Raw genomic sequence first — 18918 nt, 5'->3', positions numbered from 1 at the left:
TTTCCTCACTCAGACCCGCGACCGGCGCCGAAAAGACCTGTCGGACGAAACACCAGGATGCCCAGGAAAATCGTGAAATAGACGACCTCCTTGAGGTCCGGCGCGATGTAGTAACCGGCGAGACTGTCGACGATGCCGATCAGCATTGAACCGATCAGTGCGCCGGACAGGCTGCCCAGGCCGCCCAGCACCACAATCACAAACGCCGTCAGCACGAAGAAAGTGCCAACGGTTGGAAAGACCGGATATTGCGGAGCGATCAGTCCCGAGGCGACGCCCAGGCAGGCGCAACCCAGGCCGAAGGCAAACACATAGATGTTCTTGACGTTGACACCCATCAGTTGCGCCGCGTTGCGATGCTGTGCAGTAGCGCGGACGGCCCGGCCGAGAAAGGTGTTCTGCAAAAACCAGTGCAGCCCCGCGACCAGTGCGAGCGACGCGACAAAAGTGATCAACTGACCGCTGCTGACGCGAAAGGCGCCAAAGCTGACGGTTGTGGTACCGACGTTGATGTTCTTCACCGTCATGACGTCGGCACCGAAGATCAGCAACGCGCCGTTCATCAGGGCAATCGAGACGCCCACGGTGGCGAAAATCTGGATATGTCCCTCAGCGCCAAGCAACGGCTGAATGATGAAACGCTGCATTGCCGCACCAGCGGCAAACAACAGGATCGTCGCAGGAATGATCGCTATATACGGGTGGATGCCGAAGTGCGAATTCAGCAAGTACACGGCATACAGGCCGATCATCAGAAACTCGCCATGGGCGAAGTTGACCACTCGCACGATGCCGAAAATCAGAGTCAGGCCGATGCTGATGATGGCCAACGTGCCACCGAGCAATAAGCCGTTCAACAGGAGCTGGATGAAAATTTCCACGGTTGGCGCCCTCTTTGCGAGCGAACGAACCCGTGAAGCTCAATGATCAAGCTTCAGCAGATTGCGGGGTTCAGGTATCAGGGTTGGTGGGAAAAACGCGCTTGGGCAACGGCGGCTGCCTGGGGGTAAACGGTTTTCAGCAGTCCGTTCTGCCACTGCATGATTGCCGTATTGGCGCGCTGGTTCTGGCCGTTCTTGCCAAACCTGGCACCGATGCCGGCAGCCGTACCGCCGAGAGGAATATCGATGGTTGCCACCGAGGCACGGATCGCATCGGCGTCCAGCGAAGTACTGTTTTCCATGGCATCGAGGAATATCTTCGCCCCGACATAGTTGATCAGGCTGTGGCCCGAGCGCGGTTCGCTGCCGTAGCGATCCTTGTATGCCTTGGCGAACGCCCCGATACCGGGAGCGCCGTTTTCATTGGTCTGGAACTGTGGGAAATCGACATCGAGCACGCCTTCCATATTGGCTGCGCCGACGACCTTGACCGTGTCCTGCATGGAATAGCCGCCGCCGGCGCCGATAACGGCTTTGGGCCTGAAACCGGCTTCGTGGATCTGGCGGAAAAACAGCGTCGTGTCGTTCTGATAACTGGTCTGCAATACCACATCCGCCTGGGCGCCTTTCAAACGCAGGATCAGCGATGAGAGATCGACCGCTTTGGCCGAATACGGTAGTACCTCGACCACATTCAGACCTTGCTCCTGAGCGATTTTTTTCTGAAACCCGGCGATGGTTGTACCGTACAGCGCATCCTCGTGGATGATCGCGACCTTCAATTGTTTCGGATCGACCTTGAGCGACGGGCTGACAATGTCCGTGATGGCGGTGATGGTGCCTTCGGCGAAATTCCTGGCGGTCGGGTTGCTGCGCATCACGTAGCTCAGATCACGCTCAGTGATGTGGTCGGACACCGCACCCAATTCGAAAAACGGCACCCCCGCCATCTCCGTCACCTGCGTGGCCGCAAATGACAGCGCCGAGGAATAGCTGCCAAATACAGCAGTGACGTTCTCAACAGAGGTGAGCCGGCGCGCGGCACCGACCGCTTGTCCCGCATCGACTGCGTCGGCCTTGAGCAACTTGATCGGCTCGCCCTTCAAACCGCCCGAGGCATTTCGTTCGGCGACGGCCAGTTCGAGGCCACGGAAGCTCTCGTCGCCCAGTAACGCCAGGGATCCACTCAGGGGATAAAGCGCACCGATCCTGATGTCCGCGAGCGCGGCGACCGGGGTGGACAGGCAAAGCAGGATGCCGGCAGCTTTCAGCCAGCTTTTCGCGGTAGCCGCCACGGCCACGGCTTCCTCTTGAGCGAGTCTCATTGGATTCATCTCCCGCAGATATTGTTTTTATTGTTCCTTCAAATGATCCGTGCCGAGCACAGACATCGTCGGATTACAGTGGCGATGACACGCAAGTTTCTGCGCCACTGTTTGCAAGAGTACGGCTCGCCAAGATTGGCTGGATATAGCTGAAAAAGCACACCTGCTGTGAATTTGCGGCACAGCTCCTATGGCGGGCTGATCACTCCCAAGGCGCCGGTGACCACGCTTCCACCAGCCTGTCGATAAACAGCCGAATCTTCGGCGACAGGTGTCGCTTGCTCGGGTAAATCACCCGGATCGGCTCGGCAGCCTCGGCGTACTCAGCGAGCAACTGCACGAGCTTGCCACTGCGCAGGTCATCGTTGACCACATAGGATGGCAACGTCGCGATACCGAGGCCTGCCGCAGTCGCCTGGTGCAAGGCTTCGGCGCTGTCCATTTGCAGCCGTCCGGCATGAATGACCGGCACAGGCTGACCATTGACGCGAAAATTCCACGCCAGCAATCGGCCGCCGCTGACGAAGTGCAGGCACGCATGCCCGGCCAGATCTTCGGGTGTCTGCGGTGCCGGATGTTCTTTCAGATAATCGGGCGAGGCACAGGTGATCATTTGCTGGTAAGCCACCGTGCGCGTGAGTAGTCCGGAGTCTTCCTTGGGCGGACCGATGCGAATCGCCAGATCGAAACCCTCGTCGATCAGGTCGACCAGCCGATCGGAAAACGTCGCGTCGATGGCGAGCGACGGCCAGTCTCTCAGGCAGCGCTCGATGTGCTGCACAACGTGCAGCCGGCCCAGTGCGACCGGCAGGCTCATGCGCAAGCGGCCGCTGGGCGTCGAACGGCGGAACGCCAAAGCCTCTTCGACCTCGTCCAGATCCTGCAAGATGCCCACACATCGCTCATACAGCACCCGACCATCGTCGGTAAGGCTCAGGCTGCGGGTGGTGCGGTTGAGCAGACGGACCTGCAAACGCGATTCAAGCCGCACGATCGATTTACCAACGGCCGAGCGGGTCAGCCCGAGTTGCCTGGCAGCCGCCGTAAAACTTCCGGTATCCACCGAGGCGACGAAGGCGGCGATGTCGTTCAGGTTATGCAGTTCCATGAGGCCTCCGGGTTTGGCATTCAAGCGGCTTGGCACCGGTTATGGGGAACCCTATTCCCCAATCATGAGCATACCATCTCGATTAGTTAAGCCATCACTAACGTCTGATCGAGGTCATATGAACACTGAAGTAAAAGCAGCTGTACAAACCTGGGCCAACAGCCTCAGCGATCTGGTGCCCGTGCTGAAGGGTATCGATACCACCACTAAGATGAGCGACATCCGCGATGCCTACGCAAAAATGCTCGGGCAGAATCAACCACCGGCTGGCGTGAGGTTTGAAGCAGTCGACATGGGCGGCGTGCCCGCTACGCTGGTGACTCCGGATGAACTCAAGACCGACGCGGTGCTGATGTACATCCACGGCGGTGCCTACATCGTCGGTCGACCTGACGGCTACCACGGCATCGGCGGCAACTACGCAAAAATGCTCGGCGCGCGGGTGTACATGCCGGATTACCGCCTCGCACCCGAGCATCAGTTCCCCGCCCCCATCGATGACACTTTGCGCGCCTATGAGTGGTTGCTTGAGCAGAACATCGCCGCCAGCAAGATTGCCTTCGCAGGCGAGTCGGCGGGTGGCGCGATGGTGGTCAGCGTGATGGTCGCGGCAAAATCCAAAGGCTTGCCCTTGCCCGCAGTGGGTTCGTCCATCTCGCCATGGGCCAACCTCGAACACACCGGCGTCTCCATGAGCAATCGTGAAGGCCTTGATCCGCTGAACTCCAAGCCCGTGCTGGATATCCTCGCGCGAGCCTTTCTCGGCGACACCTTGGCCAACCATCCGCTGGCGTCGCCGGTGTTCGCCGACGTCACCGGACTGCCACCGATTCTGGTGCAGATCGGCGAAAACGAACTGATGCTCAGTGACGCCATGCGTCTGGCCAATCACCTGGCGGACAACCGCGTCCGGGTCAATCTTGAAGTGTGGCCCGGCATGTTTCACGCTTGGCATTTCTACGCGGGCATGCTGGCCGAGGGGCAGCAGGCGCTGGAGAGTTCGGTGCGGTTTATCGAGGCGGAGTTGATTGGGGCGGCTCGCTGATCAGACAGCATTCGCTGCTGATCGGCGACACTTCTGGCTGTATAGCTCGGCGTCTTGGCGGTATGGTGGTTTGCCGCCCGCCGAGGAACCGTGAATGCCGAAAAAACCACCAGCCCCTGAGAACACCGCCAGCGCAGCCGACATCGAACGCGCCATTCTGGCCTTGAACAAAATGGCCGAACGCCTGTGGAGCGACGGGCGTGAGGCCGAGGCCAAGGCGCTGCTCGATGCACTGGATGCGTTGAACCGCGCCCTCGACCGGATCCGCATCGGGGAAAGTCGCAGGGCCGTCACCCTGCACTGAATCAGAGCTGGTAAAACTCGCGATACCACTGCACGAACGCTTGCACGCCCTGCTCGATCGGCACCTGCGGGCTGAAGTCGATGCAGCGTGCCAGCGCCGACACGTCGGCCCAAGTCTTCAATACATCGCCCTCCTGCATCGGCAGATAACGGCGCTGGGCCTTCATGCCCAATGCCTGCTCCAAGCATTCGACGAAGATCAATAGCGCTACTGGACTGCCGCGACCGATATTGAACAGCCGGTTAGTACCACGCTCGGCGCTGAGTGCGGGCGGTTTGTCGAGCAGTCGGAAAATCCCTTCGACGATGTCATCGATGTAGGTGAAATCCCGCGCCATTTCGCCTTGGTTGTAAAGGTCGATGGCGCGCCCCTGCAGCATCGCTTCGGTGAACTTGAACAGCGCCATGTCCGGTCGACCCCAGGGACCGTAGACGGTAAAAAAACGCAGGCCGGTGGCTTGCAAGCCGTAGAGATGGCAGTAACTGTGCGCGAGCAATTCGTTGGCACGCTTGGTCGCGGCGTACAACGAAACCGGTTGGTCGACCGGGTCGTCTTCTGCAAACGGCATCTTGGTATTGGCGCCATACACCGAGCTGCTCGAGGCGTAGATAAAGTGCTCCAGCGGATGACGACGGCATGCCTGCAGAACGTTGAGAAACCCGACCAGATTCGATTGCGCATATGCATCAGGATTGTCCAGCGAGTAGCGCACACCGGCCTGGGCGGCCAAGTGAATGACCTGTTTGAAGTGTCCGTGCTGTAACAGCGCGTTCAACGCCGCCTGATCAACAATGTCCAGTCGATGGAAAGTGAAATTGGCCAGCGTCTGCAATCTGTGCAAACGCGCCTCTTTGAGTTTGACGTCGTAATAAGGATTGAGATTGTCGATACCCACAACCTCGAGCCCCTCGCGACACAAACGCATGACCGTGTGATAACCGATAAAACCTGCGGCACCTGTTACCAGAACACTCATGATCACCTCGGCTCACCGGTTGGACTTTAAGGAGATACACAGCACCGAACATTTACCGGCCAACAACGGCAACTATTGATAGACGACCCTAGTTACCCTGGCCAGCAGCATCCGACGCGAGGTATTTAAAAGCCGAACTGCCGATGAATCGAAAGATGTAAGATTGAAACTAATTTGCTATCACGGACGCCATCTAACACCCGCGACTTCAATAACTTCGAAAAGTTTAAAAAATCCGACGAATAAATTTCACCATTCACAAACAATGACTTACGGAACACGGCCATTATCAGCGGATGAAAGGCAGTCTTTTTGACTGTTATTAATTGACAGCTTGCAAAGACTGGTCGATAACTTAGCACTGCCCGAAGAGCTCGCGCCGCCGCGCACTTTTCTGCTCTCCGGCTACTTATGTAATTGGATCCTGAAGGTCGCAACTGCGAACCGTGCGGTAGCTTTGCCTGAATGAAAGCGCGCCGATTCGTTATAGCCAAGACGGCCACGGATATAACAATAACCAACCAAGTTGATTCATTTTTGAAACACTTCTTCTGCCAATAAACATTGATGCATCTGGCTCGGCACTTTGCCTTGATCAGCCTACTACCTACTAGCAAGCTTGGCGGCTAGTCCCACGTTATCGGCCGCCCTGCTTACACGATCGCTATGTATGGAGTACTCCAGCATGCTAACGGTTTGCCGCAACGGCTCTAACTGGTATTTATTGCAGTGCAAGCCCCGCCAGGATGAACGGGCACAACTCAATCTGCAGCAACAGAACTATTCGACCTTTCGGCCGCAGCTGGTGAGCGAGCGAAGTATTCGTGGCAAACGCCAACGAACACTGGAATCGCTGTTTCCCGGCTACGTGTTCATTCAACTGAGCCGCGACGACAACTGGGCACCGATTCGCTCGACCCGTGGTGTCAGCCGCATCGTCGAATTCAACCATGTGCCCGCCCGGGTCGATGAAGACGTGATCGCGCAATTGCGTGAGCGCAGTCAGGAGTCGATCGGCTTTCCTGCGGAACCGACACTCAAGCCCGGCGAACCTCTGCAAATCGTCCAGGGTCCACTGTCCCCGCTCGAAGGCGTGTTCCTGTCCATGCAGGGCGATGAGCGGGTAATGATCCTGCTCAATTTCCTCAACCGCCAACAGCACGTCAGCGTCCCGCTGAGTTACCTCGAACGCCAGCGACAATAGTCCGGATCCGCTTCGCCCTGACCCCGACCCCCTTAATCAGGAGCGTGATCCATGGCTCTGAAGCCTCGCTGTTCCCTGGTTTTAGTCGTCGCATGCTGTGCCCCCGAAGCTGCCTGGAGCGTTGAGCCGCAAGCGATCAATGTGTACGGCTTCGATTTCACCCCGACCTTTGCCTTGTCGGAAAGCTACGACGACAACTTTCGTGAAGTCGAACACGATGTCGAATCGACCATGGTCACCCGCCTGGCGCCGGCCTTCGAGCTCAAAGCCGAGGACCGCAACAGCGCCACGCGGGTGATCTGGGAGCCGACCCGCTACATCTACCACAGCGCCTCGGACGCTTCGAACACCGCCCAGCGTCTGCGCGCCGACAGCATCATGGAGTTCACCGACCGGCATCGGCTGAAACTCGAAGCCGAGGCACGCAAGTACGAGCGCACCACCTCGACCGCCGTCGACGGCATCAACGACAAAATCGAGAGCCAGCGCGTCGGCGGCGTCTACACCTTCGGCGCGCGCAGTGCGCTGAACCAGATCGACCTCGGCGCCAGTTACGCACAGCTTCGCTATGACAACGCCGACGGCATCAACGATGACAAGGAGCGCAACACCAGCAATCTGTCCAGCACTTGGTATCACCGCCTCGGCAGCAAGACCCGTGGCCTGCTCGAATACGACCACACCCGCTTCGATTACCTGCAATCGAACAGCCCGCGCAGCAGTCGCTCCGACGCGGTGCTGGCTGGGGCCGAGTGGGACATGACAGCGAAAACCACCGGCAAGCTGCGCGTCGGTTACGAGCGAAAGAATTTCGACCAGAGCGGTTCCGACGACCTGAGCAACCCCACCTGGCAAGTGGATCTGGCGTGGAAACCGCGCACCTACTCGACCTTCACCTTTCTCGCGCGCCAGGCCATGGCCGAAGGCGATGACGGCTCCGACGCGGTGAAAGCCACCTTCACCCAGATCGGTTGGCGCCACGGCTGGACCGAGCGCATCACCACCGTCGCCGAAGCCGGCATGGGTCATTACGTCTACGAAGGCCAGGACCGCAGCGACGATTTGCAGGACTACAAACTCGGCGTGAATTACGCAATGCGCCGCTGGCTGGACGTCGAAGTCGCCTACCGCCACCGCGACAACGACTCCGATGCCGACAACGAAAGCTTCACCCGCAATGTTTTCCAGATCACGTTCGACGTCAGTCTTTAGGAGGGTTGGGCCATGCACACGCGCCTGATTTTATTGTTGTTGCTGCTCTGGACAGTGCCCACGGTCGAGGCGGCGGACACCGACACCCATTACCGCTTGGCCGCTGGCGATGTCTTGCGCATCATCGTGTTCGGCGAGCCGGAACTGAGCTTCAAGAAGATTCGCCTCAATGATGCCGGCACGTTCTCCTACCCGTTTCTCGGCGAAATCGTCGCCAAGGGCCTGACGCCCAATCAGGTCGAACAGAAGATCGTCGATGGCCTCAGGCAAGGCTATCTGGTCGATCCGAAAGTCAGCCTCAGCCAGATCGAATACCGCCCGTTCTACATCAACGGCGAGGTGCAGAAGCCCGGCAGTTATCCCTTCCAGCCCGGTCTCACTCTGGAAAAAGCCATCGCCCTGGGTGGCGGCCTGACCGAACGCGCCTCAATGAAACGCGTGACGATTTTGCGCGGCAGTGGCGGCCCGCCGGTCACTGAAAACGTCTCGCGCACCACCGTCATCGCCCCCGGCGACACCATTTCCATTGCACAAGGCTTTTTCTGATCATGGACAACAGCCCAAGCACCTACCTCGAACGTCCGCTCCAGGGCCACTTGCCAACGCAAGCCGCCGACGAGTCGGACACCCTTGATCTGCTGCATCTGTGGCGGGTGATCTGGTCGGCGAAGTGGAACATCGCCTGGCTTGTGCTGCTCAGTTGCGCGCTGGCCGTGGTGGCGCTGTCGTTCATCACGCCGCAATATGTCGGCAGTGCGACGTTGCTGATCAAGGACAAGACGCCGCCCGTGATGAGTTTTCAGCAAGCCGCCGAAGCCGGTGGCGCGACCACCACCGATTACTTGCAGACCCAGCAAGCGCTGCTGCAATCGCGGGAGCTGGCCGAGCGCGCCGTACGCAAACTGGGCCTCACCACCCACCCGGTCACCGATCCACGCCAGCAGGCGCAGAGTTGGTTCACCCCGCGCCAATGGCTGGCGGAGCTCAATCGCGACCAATGGCTGCCATGGCTGGACCTGTTGCCGCCGCCGAAGCCGCCAGCGACTGAAGAACAGGTGTTCAACGACGTCACGCAAAACCTGATGCTGCACACCAGCGTCAAGTTTGTCGGCAAGAGTCAATTGCTGGAGATCGACGTCGAACTGCCCGACCCGGCACTCGCTGCGGCGGTGGCCAACGCCCTCGCCCAAGGCTTTATCGACAGCCAGCAGGACACCAGCCTCAAGTCTTCGCAAAACAACACCAGCTGGATGAACACCCGCCTGGTCGAGTTGCGCGACAACCTGCGCGTTGCCGAAAACAAGTTGCAGGCCTACCGCGAGGAACAGGGTCTGGTCGATGTCGACGGTGTCGCCACCATCAGTGCCAACGAGCTGCAGATGACCGGCAACCGCATGATCGATGCGCGCCGCGACCGTGCTGAAGCGGAGAGCCAGTTCCGTCAGGCGCAAGCCTTGAGCAACGGCGACATCAGCCGTTTGTCCAGCGTGCCGGCAGTGCTGAGCAATCCGCTGATTCAGCAGTTCCAGGCCGACCTGGCCAAGGCTCAGGCCAAAGTCGAAGAGTTGTCGGGCCGCTACGGGCCGAAACACCCGGCGCTGATATCCGCCCGTTCCGAACAGCGCACCGCCGCCAACAGTCTGCGCCTGCAAGTGCAGCAAGTGGTCGCCGGCATCGAGCGTCAATACCAATTGGCGGTGGCCAGCGAAGACGCCCTGCGCAAATCCTTCAACAGCAACAAAGCGCAGATTCAGGACATTTCGCGCAAGGAATTCCAGCTGCGCGAATTCCAGCGTGAAGTCGACAGCACCCGCGCGCTGTATGAAACCTTCGTCACCCGCCTCAAGGAAACCGCCGCCACTTCGGACATGGATTCGGCCAAGGCGCGCATCGTCGACCCGGCGATCGCACCGCTGGAAGCGAGCAAACCGCGCAAGAACCTGATTCTCGCGATTGTTGCGCTGGTCGCTGCGGTGGTTGGCGTCGCCCTCGCCTTCCTCTTCGATACGCTCAGCAATACCTTCAAGACCGACGACACCGTCGAGAGTCTGCTCAATGTGCCGTTGCTCAGCGTCGTGCCGCTGGTGATGAAGAAGAGCCGGCGACAGTTGGCGCGGCTGTTCGAAGACAACGACCACCCGCGCTTCTGCGAAACCATCCGCAACCTGCGCACCTGGCTGATGCTGCAGAACAACGAACGCCCGGCGCAGGTGGTGCTCGTCACTTCCTCGGTGTCCGGCGAAGGCAAAAGTACCATCGCCAACAACCTTGCCTCGTCACTGGCGCCACTGGAACGGGTGCTGCTGATCGATGCCGACATGCGTCAGCCGACGCTGTCGCTGAACTTCGATTTCCCGCCGCAGAGCCCCGGCCTCGCCAACCTCATGGCCGGCAGCGCACGGCTGGAAGACTGCATCCGCAGCGTCGGTAATCTGGACATGCTCCCGGCCGGCTGCCTGACGCCCGCAGCGCTGGACCCGTTCGAGGCACCACGCTTGAAAGTCTCGAGCAGTTCGAGCAACGCCGTGGCCCCCGCGCAGGACTTGCTCAGCTCACCGCGCCTCGGTCGGCTGTTGCAGATTCTCAAGTCGCGCTACCGGCACATCATCATCGATTCGCCGCCAGCGGAAATCGTCAGTGACGCGCTGTTGCTGGCCCAGCATTCCGATGCGGTGATCTACGTGGTCAAGGCGCAGAGCACGCCGGTCGGCCAGGTGCGCAAAAGCATCGCCGTATTGCAGCAGAGCCAGGCGCCGGTGTTCGGCGTGGTGCTCAATCAGGTCGATCTGCGCAAGGCGCGCAAGTACGGCCATGGCCATTCCCGTTCCTTCTACGACTACGACTTCGCCCCGCGCTGATCCTTCGGGCCGTGCCGCCCGGCCGCAGCCTGTCCTTCCCTGTTCGACGAATCGGAGATCGCGCCGATGACCTCGCAATATTCCGCGCAAATGGCACACCGTCGCGGCCTCACCTTCTGGGGGCAATGGTTGTGCGCAATGACCCTGGTCAATCTGTTGCTGATTGTTCTGGTGCACTGGCGCATCGGCGCCTTGCCCAGTGAATACCGGCTACTGATCATCCTCACGGTGCTCGGCTCGATGCCGGTCTACAGCCTCGTTCAGGTCTACCACAAACGTCATGGCCTGCTGGTCGGGCTCGGCCGTTTGCTGGCCGGCTGGCTGATTCTGCTCGGACTGCTGATGAGCATCGCCTTCGTCACCCAGACCAGCGCGTTGTTCTCGCGGCAGGTGGTGATTGTCTGGGCGGTGGTCGGTTTTCTCGCCCAGGCGGCGACGTTTCTGCCGCTGCATCTGTTCGTGCGCATGTACACCAAAATGATTTGCAACGAGCGCCGCGCGGTGATCATCGGCACCTGCCCGACCGCCCATGAACTGGCGCGCAAACTCCTCGACCCGGATCGCGCGTTACTGCTCGGGTTTGTCGCTGCGAAAGCCGACAGCGGCCCGGCGCCGAGCATCCTGCCGCTGCTCGGCGAGGTCGAGGACATTCGCGAAATCATCATGCGTTTGCAGGCGCGGCGGGTGTACATCGTGCTGCCGATGGCCGAGGCGGCGACGATCGAAGCGCTGTACATCAACCTCCTCGACATGAACGTCGACGTGGTGTGGATTCCGGATCTGGGCAGCATGGTCTTGCTCAATCATTCGATCTCCGAGATCGAGCGGATGCCGGCGATCTATCTCAACGAAAGCCTGCTCACCTCGCACCCCGGCAGCCTGTTCTGCAAGGACCTGTTTGAACGCAGCGTCGCTGCGGTGGCGCTGATTCTGCTCAGCCCGCTGCTGCTCGGCGTGGCCATCGCGGTCAAGCTAAGCTCGCCGGGGCCGGTGCTGTTCAAGCAGAACCGCCATGGCTGCGACGGCGAAGTGATCCGCGTGTGGAAGTTTCGCTCGATGCGCGTGCACAACGATCAGCAAGTGCGTCAGGCCACCCGCGACGACGACCGCGTCACACCGCTGGGACGCTTTCTGCGACGCAGCTCCATCGACGAATTGCCGCAACTGTTCAACGTGCTGTTCGGCCACATGGCGCTGGTCGGGCCGCGTCCGCACGCGGTCACCCACAACATCTATTACACCGGCAAGGTGCGCGCCTACATGGCGCGGCATCGGCTCAAGCCTGGGATTACCGGGCTGGCGCAGATCACCGGGCATCGCGGCGAAACCGAGACCGTGGAAAAGATGCAGCGCCGGGTCGCCCAAGACCTCAATTACATCAATCAATGGTCGCTGTGGCTGGACATCAAGATCCTGCTGAAAACGCCCTTCACCCTGTTCTCGAAAAACATCTACTGACAGCGGCCAGCGCTCTGGCCCACCCCGCCACGCATGAGGTTTTCCCATGAATGTGAGTGTATTCGGTATCGGTTATGTCGGACTGGTCCAGGGCGCCGCGCTGGCCGAGGTCGGCCACAACGTGCTGTGTGTGGATGTCGACGCGGCCAAGGTGCAGGCCTTGAACGACGGCAGCCTGCCCATCTACGAGCCGGGTCTGAAAAGCCTGGTGCGGGACAATCATCACAGCGGCCGTCTGCAATTCGGCAGTGATCTGGCCGCTGCGGTAAAGCACGGCGATGTGTTGCTGATCGCGGTCGGCACGCCGCCGGACGAGGACGGCTCGGCGGATCTCAAACATGTCCTCAGCGTCGCCCGTACCATCGGCGAACACCTGCGCGGCGAGCAGATCATCGTCGACAAATCCACGGTGCCGGTGGGCACGGCGGACCGGGTGCGCGAATGCATCAGCGCCATCCTCGGCGAAAGCGGGCGTGGTGCACTAACCTTCGATGTGGTTTCCAACCCGGAATTTCTCAAGGAAGGTTGCGCGGTCGACGACTGCATGCGCCCCGACCGGATCATCATCGGCACCGACAGCCCGCGCGCCGAAGCGCTGATGCGCGAGCTCTACGAACCGTTCAATCGCAACCGCGAAAAAATCATCGTCATGGATGTGCGCAGCGCCGAACTGACCAAGTACGCCGCCAACTGCATGCTGGCGACCAAGATCAGTTTCATGAACGAGATGGCCGGGCTTGCCGAAAAGCTTGGCGCCGACATCGAAATGGTTCGCCATGGCATCGGCTCGGATCCGCGCATCGGCTACCAGTTCATCTACCCCGGCATCGGTTATGGCGGTTCGTGTTTCCCCAAGGATGTGCGCGCGCTGATCCACGCCGCCCACGGCGTCGACATCGATGCGCGCCTGCTCCGCGCGGTGGAGTCGCGCAACAACGAGCAGAAAAGCACGTTGTTCCACAAGATCGCCGAGCACTTCAACGGTGCGCTGGAAGGCAAGACCTTCGCGCTGTGGGGCCTGAGCTTCAAGCCCAACACCGACGACATGCGCGAAGCGCCCAGCCGCGTGTTGATGGAGGCGTTGTGGCGAGCCGGCGCCAATGTGCAGGCATTCGACCCGAAAGCCATGGAACAGGCGCAGCAGCTTTACGGCCCGCGCGATGACCTGACGCTGGCCGGCACCAAAGAGGCGGCGCTGAAAAATGCCGACGCGCTGGTGATCGTCACCGAGTGGCAAGCGTTTCGCGCGCCGGACTTCGAACTGCTCGCCCGCCAGTTGAAAAATCCGCTGATTTTCGACGGCCGCAACCTGTTCGATCCGCAGCGCCTCAGCGCGCGCGGCTTCACCTACATCAGTGTCGGCCGGCCGACCTGCGCCGCCCAAGTACAGGATCTCGCGTCATGATCCGCCTGGAATTGCTCGACCGTTATTCGCCAGCACTGCTGGAATCCAACCGCGCGTTCTCCTTTCTCAACTTCGCCTCGATCGGCAGTTTCATCCGCCAGCCGCCGTCGTCGCTGGCGTATTTCTGCGACGGCATGCTGATGTCCGGGTTCATGTCGCGCATCACCGGGCGCGCGGTGCAGCGGGTCAGTTTCGATTTCACCTCGATTGCCGATCCGGTGTTGCGTGAATCCGAGCAGCGCGGCAAACGCGTCTATGTGGTCGGTGCGCGGCAGGCCGAGCTTGATCGTTTTGTGGAAAAGCTCGGCATGCAGTACCCGCGCCTGCAACTGGTCGGCGCGCACAACGGGTACTTCGATGCCGAGCAAGGCGCCGCGCTTCAGGCTGATATCCGTCGACGGCGGGCCAACCTGCTGCTGGTCGGGCTCGGTGCCGGTCTGCAGGAGCGCTTTGTCCTCGATGCGCTGCGTGGTGGCTTCAGCGGCGTGGCGTTCACCTGCGGCGGTTTCATTCGTCAGGAAGCCGATGCCGGCGAGCGTTACTACCCCGACGCCATCAACCGCCTGCACCTGCGCGCCTTCTACCGCATGTACCGCGAGCCGCACACGATCAAGCGCTACCTGCTCGACTACCCGAGCAATGCCCTGCGCCTGACCGAACTGATTCTGCGCCAGCAAGTGGCAATCAATGTCACTGCCCCATGAGGATTGTGCCGATGCATATTCTGTTCACGCTCAAGGATTACCAGACTGGCGGCGGCGTCGAGTGCGTGCAGCAACGCCTCGCCGAGCAGTTTCTGGCGGACGGCCGGCGGGTGAGTTTTTACGTCATGAACGGCGACTCGCCCAATGTTGACGGCGCGCCGAGCATGGCCGGTGGCGGCAGTGGGCTCGCGGGCTGGCTGAAGTCGATCGTGCTGTTGCGCCGGCTGATTCGCCGCGAAAGCGTGACGCATCTGATTGGCGCCAAGGAGCAGGCCAACCTCTGCACCTGGTTCGCCACCCTGGGCAGTGCCTGCAAAGTCATCTACACCCGCCACGCCGCGCTGGATTGCGCCGAGCAGAACACCGGGCGCGCCAGCCTGCGCCTGTTGTACGCGCTGTACCTGTGCGGCAGCGGCAAGGTAGTCGCGGTGTCCCACGGTCTGCGCCAGTCCCTTGCCGGGTTGATGCCGTGGGGCCAGCCGCGCATCCGTTATTGCCCGAACGCGGTGATCAGCGAGCAACTGTTGCGTGCGGCTCAGGCGCCGTTGCCCGGTGGCGTGCCCCATCATTATTGGCTGGGTGTCGGCCGGCTAGTGGAAACCAAGGGCTTCGCGCTGCTGCTCGACGCCTACGCGCTGGCGGCGCAACAACGCCCGCTGCCGTATCTGGTGATTGCCGGCGACGGGCCGTTACGCGCAGCGCTTGAAGCGCAGACACAACGGCTGGGCATCGAACGCCTGGTGCATTTCACCGGGCATCTGCGCAATCCCTATCCGCTGATCCGCCATGCGCAGTTGTTGGTGCTCAGCTCATTGCACGAAGGTTTGCCGACGGTACTGGTCGAGGCGCTGGCGCTGGGTACGCCGGTGATCTCCACCGATTGCGGCAGCGGTCCGCGCGAGTTGCTCGACGATGGACGCCTCGGGCGTTTGGTCAAGGTCAACGATGTGCCAGCCCTGGCCGAGGCGCTGCTCGACAGTCTGGCCAGCCGCGAACCCGAGCCGCCGCCCCGACGCTCAGTCAGCGACGCGATCCTGCCCTATACCAGCCAGTACGCCGCGCAGGCTTATTACCAGGTGTGGAACCGATGAAAAAGCTGCTGATCATTCTCCAGGACCTCGGCGCCGGCGGCGCGGAGAAAATGATGGTGCGCCTCGCCGGTGCCTTGGTTGAGGCCGGCAACGAAGTCACGCTGCTGATGCTCACCGGTGCCGGCATCAATCAGCCGGCGCTCGACCCACGAGTCAGACAAGTGCTGCTCGACAGTCCGCGCAGCGCGGCGGCTGTGCCGGCACTGACACGGTTTTTACGCAGCAATCAGTACGACGCGCAACTGGCTGCCCTCACCCACGTCAACGTCGTGGCGATTGCCGCCGCCGCGCTGTCCGGGACGCTGGCGCGGCTGCATGTCAGCGAGCGCAATGCCTTTTCGCGGGACAAACACGTCAACCCGGCATTGTCGGTCAAGCTCGCCTACTGGCTGGCGCCGTGGCTGTACCGGCTGATTCCCAACCCGGTGATCTGCGTGTCACAAGGCGTCGCCGAGGATCTGGTCGACACCACCATCGCCCGTGCGCGCGATGTGACGACCGCTGACAACCCGGTGCTCGACAACGATTTTCGTGACAAACCCGCCGCCGCGCCCAGCCATCCCTGGCTCAAGGCCAAAACCACTCCGGTGATCGTCGCTGTAGGACGCCTGGCGCAGCAAAAAGGCTTCGACACTTTGATCGACGCCTTCGCCCGCCTGCCGCAAGGCAATGCGCGGCTGATCATCTTCGGCGAAGGCGCCCTGCGCGGCGAACTGCTGGCCCAAGCGACAGCGCTCGGCGTCGCAGAGCGTTGCGATCTACCGGGATACGCCAGTGACCCTATCGCCGAGATTGCCCGAGCGGACTGTTTCGTCCTGTCGTCGCGTTTCGAGGGCAGCCCCAACGCGTTGGTCGAAGCCCTGTCGACCGGCACGCCGGTCGTGGCGACCCGCTGCCCGTACGGCCCGCAGGAAATCCTCGCAGATGGCGCCGTCGCCCCCTTGGTCGAGGTGGACGATCCGGCCGCCCTCGCCAGCGCAATCAGCGCACAAATGGCCGCGCCACGAGCCCTGCATCGCCAGCGGCGGATTGATGCCGCCGCGCGCTTCGTCAGCGGCCGCGCGGTGCAGACCTACCTCAAGGCGTTACTCGGGAGGCGCTGAGATGAACCGCCTGCAAGTGCGTTATTCGACACTGGCCGACGCCTTCACCTTGTTTGGCGTGCTGTTCTATACGCAAGTGATCGGCTTCTTTCTGCGCCTGGGGAATGTGAGCACGCTGGACGATGCCCAGCAGGATCTGGAAGGCAATCTGGCCAATCAGGTCTGCGGCTTGCTGACGTTGCTGGTGCCGCTCTTCTTCTTCATTCGCCACAAAGTGTTCCTCAGCAAGAGTTTCTACCGGCAGAACCTGTTTTTGCTGTTGTTTCTCGGCTGCGTGGCGGCGTCGATCAGTTGGTCGAGCGAGCCGATGCTCAGTTTCAAGCGTTTCGTTGCGCTGCTCAGCGTGGTGTTTTTTGCCGGTTTTATCGCTTGGCGCTACAGCATCGAGCGGATCGCTTTTCTGTTCGGCTGCGTGATCGGTGCAGCGGCGCTAGTCGGGTTGATCTTCGCCGTGATTCGCCCGGACATCGCCTTTATTTCCGGCGGCATCCGTGACGGGGCCTTTCGCGGGGTGTTCGCGGAAAAGAACGCTGGCGCACGCCTGAACGCGATTGCGATCCTGTTGCTGCTGCCGATGATCCGCCAGCGCAACCCGCTGGCCATGCTGTATGGGCTGTTCGCGCTGATCGCCATCGGTCTGGCGCAGTCAGCCACGGCGATTGCGCTGATCGTCGCCGGCACCGCCAGTTACGCCTACTTCATCACGCTGATCCGGCTGCGCATCAACCGCTCACTGCTGGCCTTCACCGCCGCCACGCTGGTGTTCTTCCTCTTGTGTGGGGTGCTTTACGCCAACTACGCCATGCTGCTGGAACTGGTCGGCCGCGACCCGTCACTCACTGACCGCACGTTGATCTGGGAGCTGTTGCAGCCGCTGATCGATGCGCAATTTCTCAAGGGCTATGGTTTCGGCGCGTTCTGGGCCAGTGCCGATGCAGATGCGTTCATTACGCGCTGGGGCTACATCGGCAACGCGCACAGCGGCTACGTCGAAACCCTGCTCAATGGCGGCCTGATTCAGTTGATCGCCCTGCTGCTGATGTTTGCCCAGACCCTGAGCAAGCGCTATCGCGCAATCACCGCAGATCAGTCCGCGCGCTATCAGGCCTGTGCGCTGGTGATCATCGGCCTGTTCGTCGTTACCAATTACGTCGCCTACGTGATCCCCAACTATCGCTCGGGTGAGTTCCTGATTTTCTGCGTGCTCAGCCTGACCTTCCGCCACCACCTCGTCGCCCGTCCGCAGCCGCTGCCAGCGGCGAATGCTCGGCCAATGCGCGGCACTTTCCGGGAACAACGCCCATGCTGAATGATCCCTCGGCCGTCACCGTGTGCGTGGTGGTTCCGCTGTACAACGCCGCCGCCAGCATTCAACGCACACTGGACTCGGTGTGCGCACAGACCCGCCCGCCGGACAAAGTCATTGTCGTTGATGACGGTTCCAGCGATGCCGGGCCAGAGATCGTCAGGCAGTACGCCGCGCCCTTCCCCATCGTGCTGTTGCAGCAGCCCAACCAAGGCCCGGCCAGTGCACGCAATCGCGGCGTGTTCAGCGCCGAAGAAACCTTTATCGCTTTCCTTGATGCCGACGACCGCTGGCATCCGGAAAAACTGCAAAAACAACTGGCACTGCACGCGGAATTGACCCGACAGGGACGCAAAGTCGGTTTGATCGATTGCTTTCAGATGAGCGAATTCAGTGATGGCAAACGCCAATTGGAGGATCGCTGTAAACACGGCGAGCACTTTGCCGACTTCATGCGCGAGAACATCATCAACGGCACCTCCGGCGTACTCGCCCTGCGCGAGATCATCGTCGCCATTGGCGGCTTCGATCAGAGCCTGCGCTTCGCTGAAGATCGCCTGTTGTGGACGCGCATCGCGGAAATCAGCGAGATCCACAGCGTGCCGCAGATTCTGCACTGGCGCGCCGTCAATGCCGCCAACATCACCGCGCAACCGCACAAGTATTACCCGCACAAGCTGCGCTTCATCCAGCTGTACCTGGCGCGTTACGGCACCCGGCTGAACCAGCAGCAGCGGATCTATTTCGTCCTCGCCAATCACGCGGAATTTCTCAATGCCTTTTCCCGGCGCGGCGATCATCGCCGGGTCATCGAGGTGTTCCGGCAGATGCTCGGGCATTCGTGGCAGACGCTGTTGTTCTCCCGGGGCAAACCGACCCTTCGCTACCTCTACGCCTGCTTGAAAAGTCTGGGCAACAGCCGCTGAATTTCAGGGATC

At 60.9% G+C, this 18918-nt stretch carries 17 protein-coding genes; 13 read left to right on the top strand and 4 right to left on the bottom strand.

Going from position 1 to position 18918, the window contains the following annotated elements; all coding sequences use genetic code 11:
• Positions 1–5: 5 nt before the first annotated feature.
• The 3 genes from AB4N73_RS07520 to AB4N73_RS07510 form a co-directional block, all read right to left on the bottom strand.
• Positions 6–881 (bottom strand): branched-chain amino acid ABC transporter permease, encoded by an 876-nt coding sequence (locus AB4N73_RS07520; protein WP_122507239.1) that lies wholly within the window; start codon positions 879–881, stop codon positions 6–8.
• A 77-nt stretch (positions 882–958) separates the two neighbouring features.
• Positions 959–2206: an ABC transporter substrate-binding protein gene (locus AB4N73_RS07515; RefSeq protein WP_460143188.1), complete on the bottom strand. Its 1248-nt coding sequence runs from the start codon at positions 2204–2206 to the stop codon at positions 959–961.
• Positions 2207–2408: 202 nt separating this feature from the next.
• Complete coding sequence (locus AB4N73_RS07510; RefSeq protein ID WP_341637643.1) at positions 2409–3314, bottom strand: LysR family transcriptional regulator; 906 nt, start codon at positions 3312–3314, stop codon at positions 2409–2411.
• A gap of 118 nt (positions 3315–3432) precedes the next feature.
• On the opposite strand from AB4N73_RS07510, the gene AB4N73_RS07505 reads away from it, so the two are divergent.
• Together AB4N73_RS07505 and AB4N73_RS07500 are read left to right on the top strand one after the other, a co-directional pair.
• Positions 3433–4359, top strand: a complete 927-nt coding sequence (locus AB4N73_RS07505) for an alpha/beta hydrolase (RefSeq protein ID WP_460143187.1) — start codon at positions 3433–3435, stop codon at positions 4357–4359.
• A gap of 94 nt (positions 4360–4453) precedes the next feature.
• Positions 4454–4663: a hypothetical protein gene (locus AB4N73_RS07500; RefSeq protein WP_460143186.1), complete on the top strand. Its 210-nt coding sequence runs from the start codon at positions 4454–4456 to the stop codon at positions 4661–4663.
• A 1-nt stretch (position 4664) separates the two neighbouring features.
• On the opposite strand, the gene AB4N73_RS07495 is transcribed toward AB4N73_RS07500, so the two are convergent.
• Positions 4665–5639: an NAD-dependent epimerase gene (locus AB4N73_RS07495; RefSeq protein ID WP_460143185.1), complete on the bottom strand. Its 975-nt coding sequence runs from the start codon at positions 5637–5639 to the stop codon at positions 4665–4667.
• A gap of 685 nt (positions 5640–6324) precedes the next feature.
• Between AB4N73_RS07495 and rfaH the strand changes: the two genes are divergently transcribed.
• The 11 genes from rfaH (at position 6325) to AB4N73_RS07440 (ending at position 18906) form a co-directional block, all read left to right on the top strand.
• A complete protein-coding gene (rfaH, locus tag AB4N73_RS07490; RefSeq protein ID WP_305383012.1) occupies positions 6325–6843 on the top strand; it encodes a transcription/translation regulatory transformer protein RfaH in 519 nt (172 codons plus the stop codon).
• Between the two features lie 51 nt (positions 6844–6894).
• Positions 6895–8055 carry an outer membrane beta-barrel protein gene (locus AB4N73_RS07485; protein ID WP_305383010.1) on the top strand — a complete coding sequence of 387 codons (1161 nt, stop codon included), beginning with the start codon at positions 6895–6897 and terminating at the stop codon, positions 8053–8055.
• A gap of 12 nt (positions 8056–8067) precedes the next feature.
• Positions 8068–8601: a polysaccharide biosynthesis/export family protein gene (locus AB4N73_RS07480; RefSeq protein WP_305383009.1), complete on the top strand. Its 534-nt coding sequence runs from the start codon at positions 8068–8070 to the stop codon at positions 8599–8601.
• A 2-nt stretch (positions 8602–8603) separates the two neighbouring features.
• Positions 8604–10913, top strand: a complete 2310-nt coding sequence (locus AB4N73_RS07475) for a GumC family protein (RefSeq protein WP_460143184.1) — start codon at positions 8604–8606, stop codon at positions 10911–10913.
• A gap of 66 nt (positions 10914–10979) precedes the next feature.
• Positions 10980–12371, top strand: a complete 1392-nt coding sequence (locus AB4N73_RS07470) for an undecaprenyl-phosphate glucose phosphotransferase (protein ID WP_460143183.1) — start codon at positions 10980–10982, stop codon at positions 12369–12371.
• Positions 12372–12417: 46 nt separating this feature from the next.
• Positions 12418–13776 carry a UDP-glucose dehydrogenase family protein gene (locus AB4N73_RS07465; RefSeq protein WP_460143182.1) on the top strand — a complete coding sequence of 453 codons (1359 nt, stop codon included), beginning with the start codon at positions 12418–12420 and terminating at the stop codon, positions 13774–13776.
• On the top strand, positions 13773–14480 hold the full coding sequence (locus AB4N73_RS07460; protein ID WP_460143181.1) for a WecB/TagA/CpsF family glycosyltransferase: 708 nt from the start codon (positions 13773–13775) through the stop codon (positions 14478–14480). The genes AB4N73_RS07465 and AB4N73_RS07460 overlap by 4 nt, the downstream gene beginning before the upstream one ends.
• A gap of 11 nt (positions 14481–14491) precedes the next feature.
• Complete coding sequence (locus AB4N73_RS07455) at positions 14492–15571, top strand: glycosyltransferase (protein ID WP_460143180.1); 1080 nt, start codon at positions 14492–14494, stop codon at positions 15569–15571.
• Positions 15568–16674, top strand: a complete 1107-nt coding sequence (locus AB4N73_RS07450; RefSeq protein ID WP_056785623.1) for a glycosyltransferase — start codon at positions 15568–15570, stop codon at positions 16672–16674. The genes AB4N73_RS07455 and AB4N73_RS07450 overlap by 4 nt, the downstream gene beginning before the upstream one ends.
• A 1-nt stretch (position 16675) precedes the next feature.
• On the top strand, positions 16676–17983 hold the full coding sequence (locus AB4N73_RS07445) for an O-antigen ligase family protein (RefSeq protein WP_095179847.1): 1308 nt from the start codon (positions 16676–16678) through the stop codon (positions 17981–17983).
• Complete coding sequence (locus AB4N73_RS07440; protein WP_056785618.1) at positions 17977–18906, top strand: glycosyltransferase family 2 protein; 930 nt, start codon at positions 17977–17979, stop codon at positions 18904–18906. Before AB4N73_RS07445 ends, AB4N73_RS07440 begins: the two co-directional genes overlap by 7 nt.
• Positions 18907–18918: the final 12 nt, after the last annotated feature.

The sequence above is a fragment of the Pseudomonas sp. S3_B08 genome (assembly GCF_054667725.1).
This window is presented reverse-complemented; position numbering and strand designations above follow the sequence as displayed.

What these genes read in the sequence shown, in the direction of transcription:
- rfaH (WP_305383012.1), top strand. Translation starts at nt 6,325, where the DNA reads ATGCTAACGGTTTGCCGCAACGGCTCTAACTGGTATTTATTGCAGTGC.
- AB4N73_RS07455 (WP_460143180.1), top strand. Translation starts at nt 14,492, where the DNA reads ATGCATATTCTGTTCACGCTCAAGGATTACCAGACTGGCGGCGGCGTC.
- AB4N73_RS07450 (WP_056785623.1), top strand. Translation starts at nt 15,568, where the DNA reads ATGAAAAAGCTGCTGATCATTCTCCAGGACCTCGGCGCCGGCGGCGCG.
- AB4N73_RS07480 (WP_305383009.1), top strand. Translation starts at nt 8,068, where the DNA reads ATGCACACGCGCCTGATTTTATTGTTGTTGCTGCTCTGGACAGTGCCC.
- AB4N73_RS07500 (WP_460143186.1), top strand. Translation starts at nt 4,454, where the DNA reads ATGCCGAAAAAACCACCAGCCCCTGAGAACACCGCCAGCGCAGCCGAC.
- AB4N73_RS07505 (WP_460143187.1), top strand. Translation starts at nt 3,433, where the DNA reads ATGAACACTGAAGTAAAAGCAGCTGTACAAACCTGGGCCAACAGCCTC.
- AB4N73_RS07440 (WP_056785618.1), top strand. Translation starts at nt 17,977, where the DNA reads ATGCTGAATGATCCCTCGGCCGTCACCGTGTGCGTGGTGGTTCCGCTG.
- AB4N73_RS07510 (WP_341637643.1), bottom strand. Translation starts at nt 3,314, where the DNA reads ATGGAACTGCATAACCTGAACGACATCGCCGCCTTCGTCGCCTCGGTG.
- AB4N73_RS07515 (WP_460143188.1), bottom strand. Translation starts at nt 2,206, where the DNA reads ATGAGACTCGCTCAAGAGGAAGCCGTGGCCGTGGCGGCTACCGCGAAA.
- AB4N73_RS07475 (WP_460143184.1), top strand. Translation starts at nt 8,604, where the DNA reads ATGGACAACAGCCCAAGCACCTACCTCGAACGTCCGCTCCAGGGCCAC.
- AB4N73_RS07465 (WP_460143182.1), top strand. Translation starts at nt 12,418, where the DNA reads ATGAATGTGAGTGTATTCGGTATCGGTTATGTCGGACTGGTCCAGGGC.
- AB4N73_RS07485 (WP_305383010.1), top strand. Translation starts at nt 6,895, where the DNA reads ATGGCTCTGAAGCCTCGCTGTTCCCTGGTTTTAGTCGTCGCATGCTGT.
- AB4N73_RS07445 (WP_095179847.1), top strand. Translation starts at nt 16,676, where the DNA reads ATGAACCGCCTGCAAGTGCGTTATTCGACACTGGCCGACGCCTTCACC.
- AB4N73_RS07495 (WP_460143185.1), bottom strand. Translation starts at nt 5,639, where the DNA reads ATGAGTGTTCTGGTAACAGGTGCCGCAGGTTTTATCGGTTATCACACG.
- AB4N73_RS07470 (WP_460143183.1), top strand. Translation starts at nt 10,980, where the DNA reads ATGACCTCGCAATATTCCGCGCAAATGGCACACCGTCGCGGCCTCACC.
- AB4N73_RS07460 (WP_460143181.1), top strand. Translation starts at nt 13,773, where the DNA reads ATGATCCGCCTGGAATTGCTCGACCGTTATTCGCCAGCACTGCTGGAA.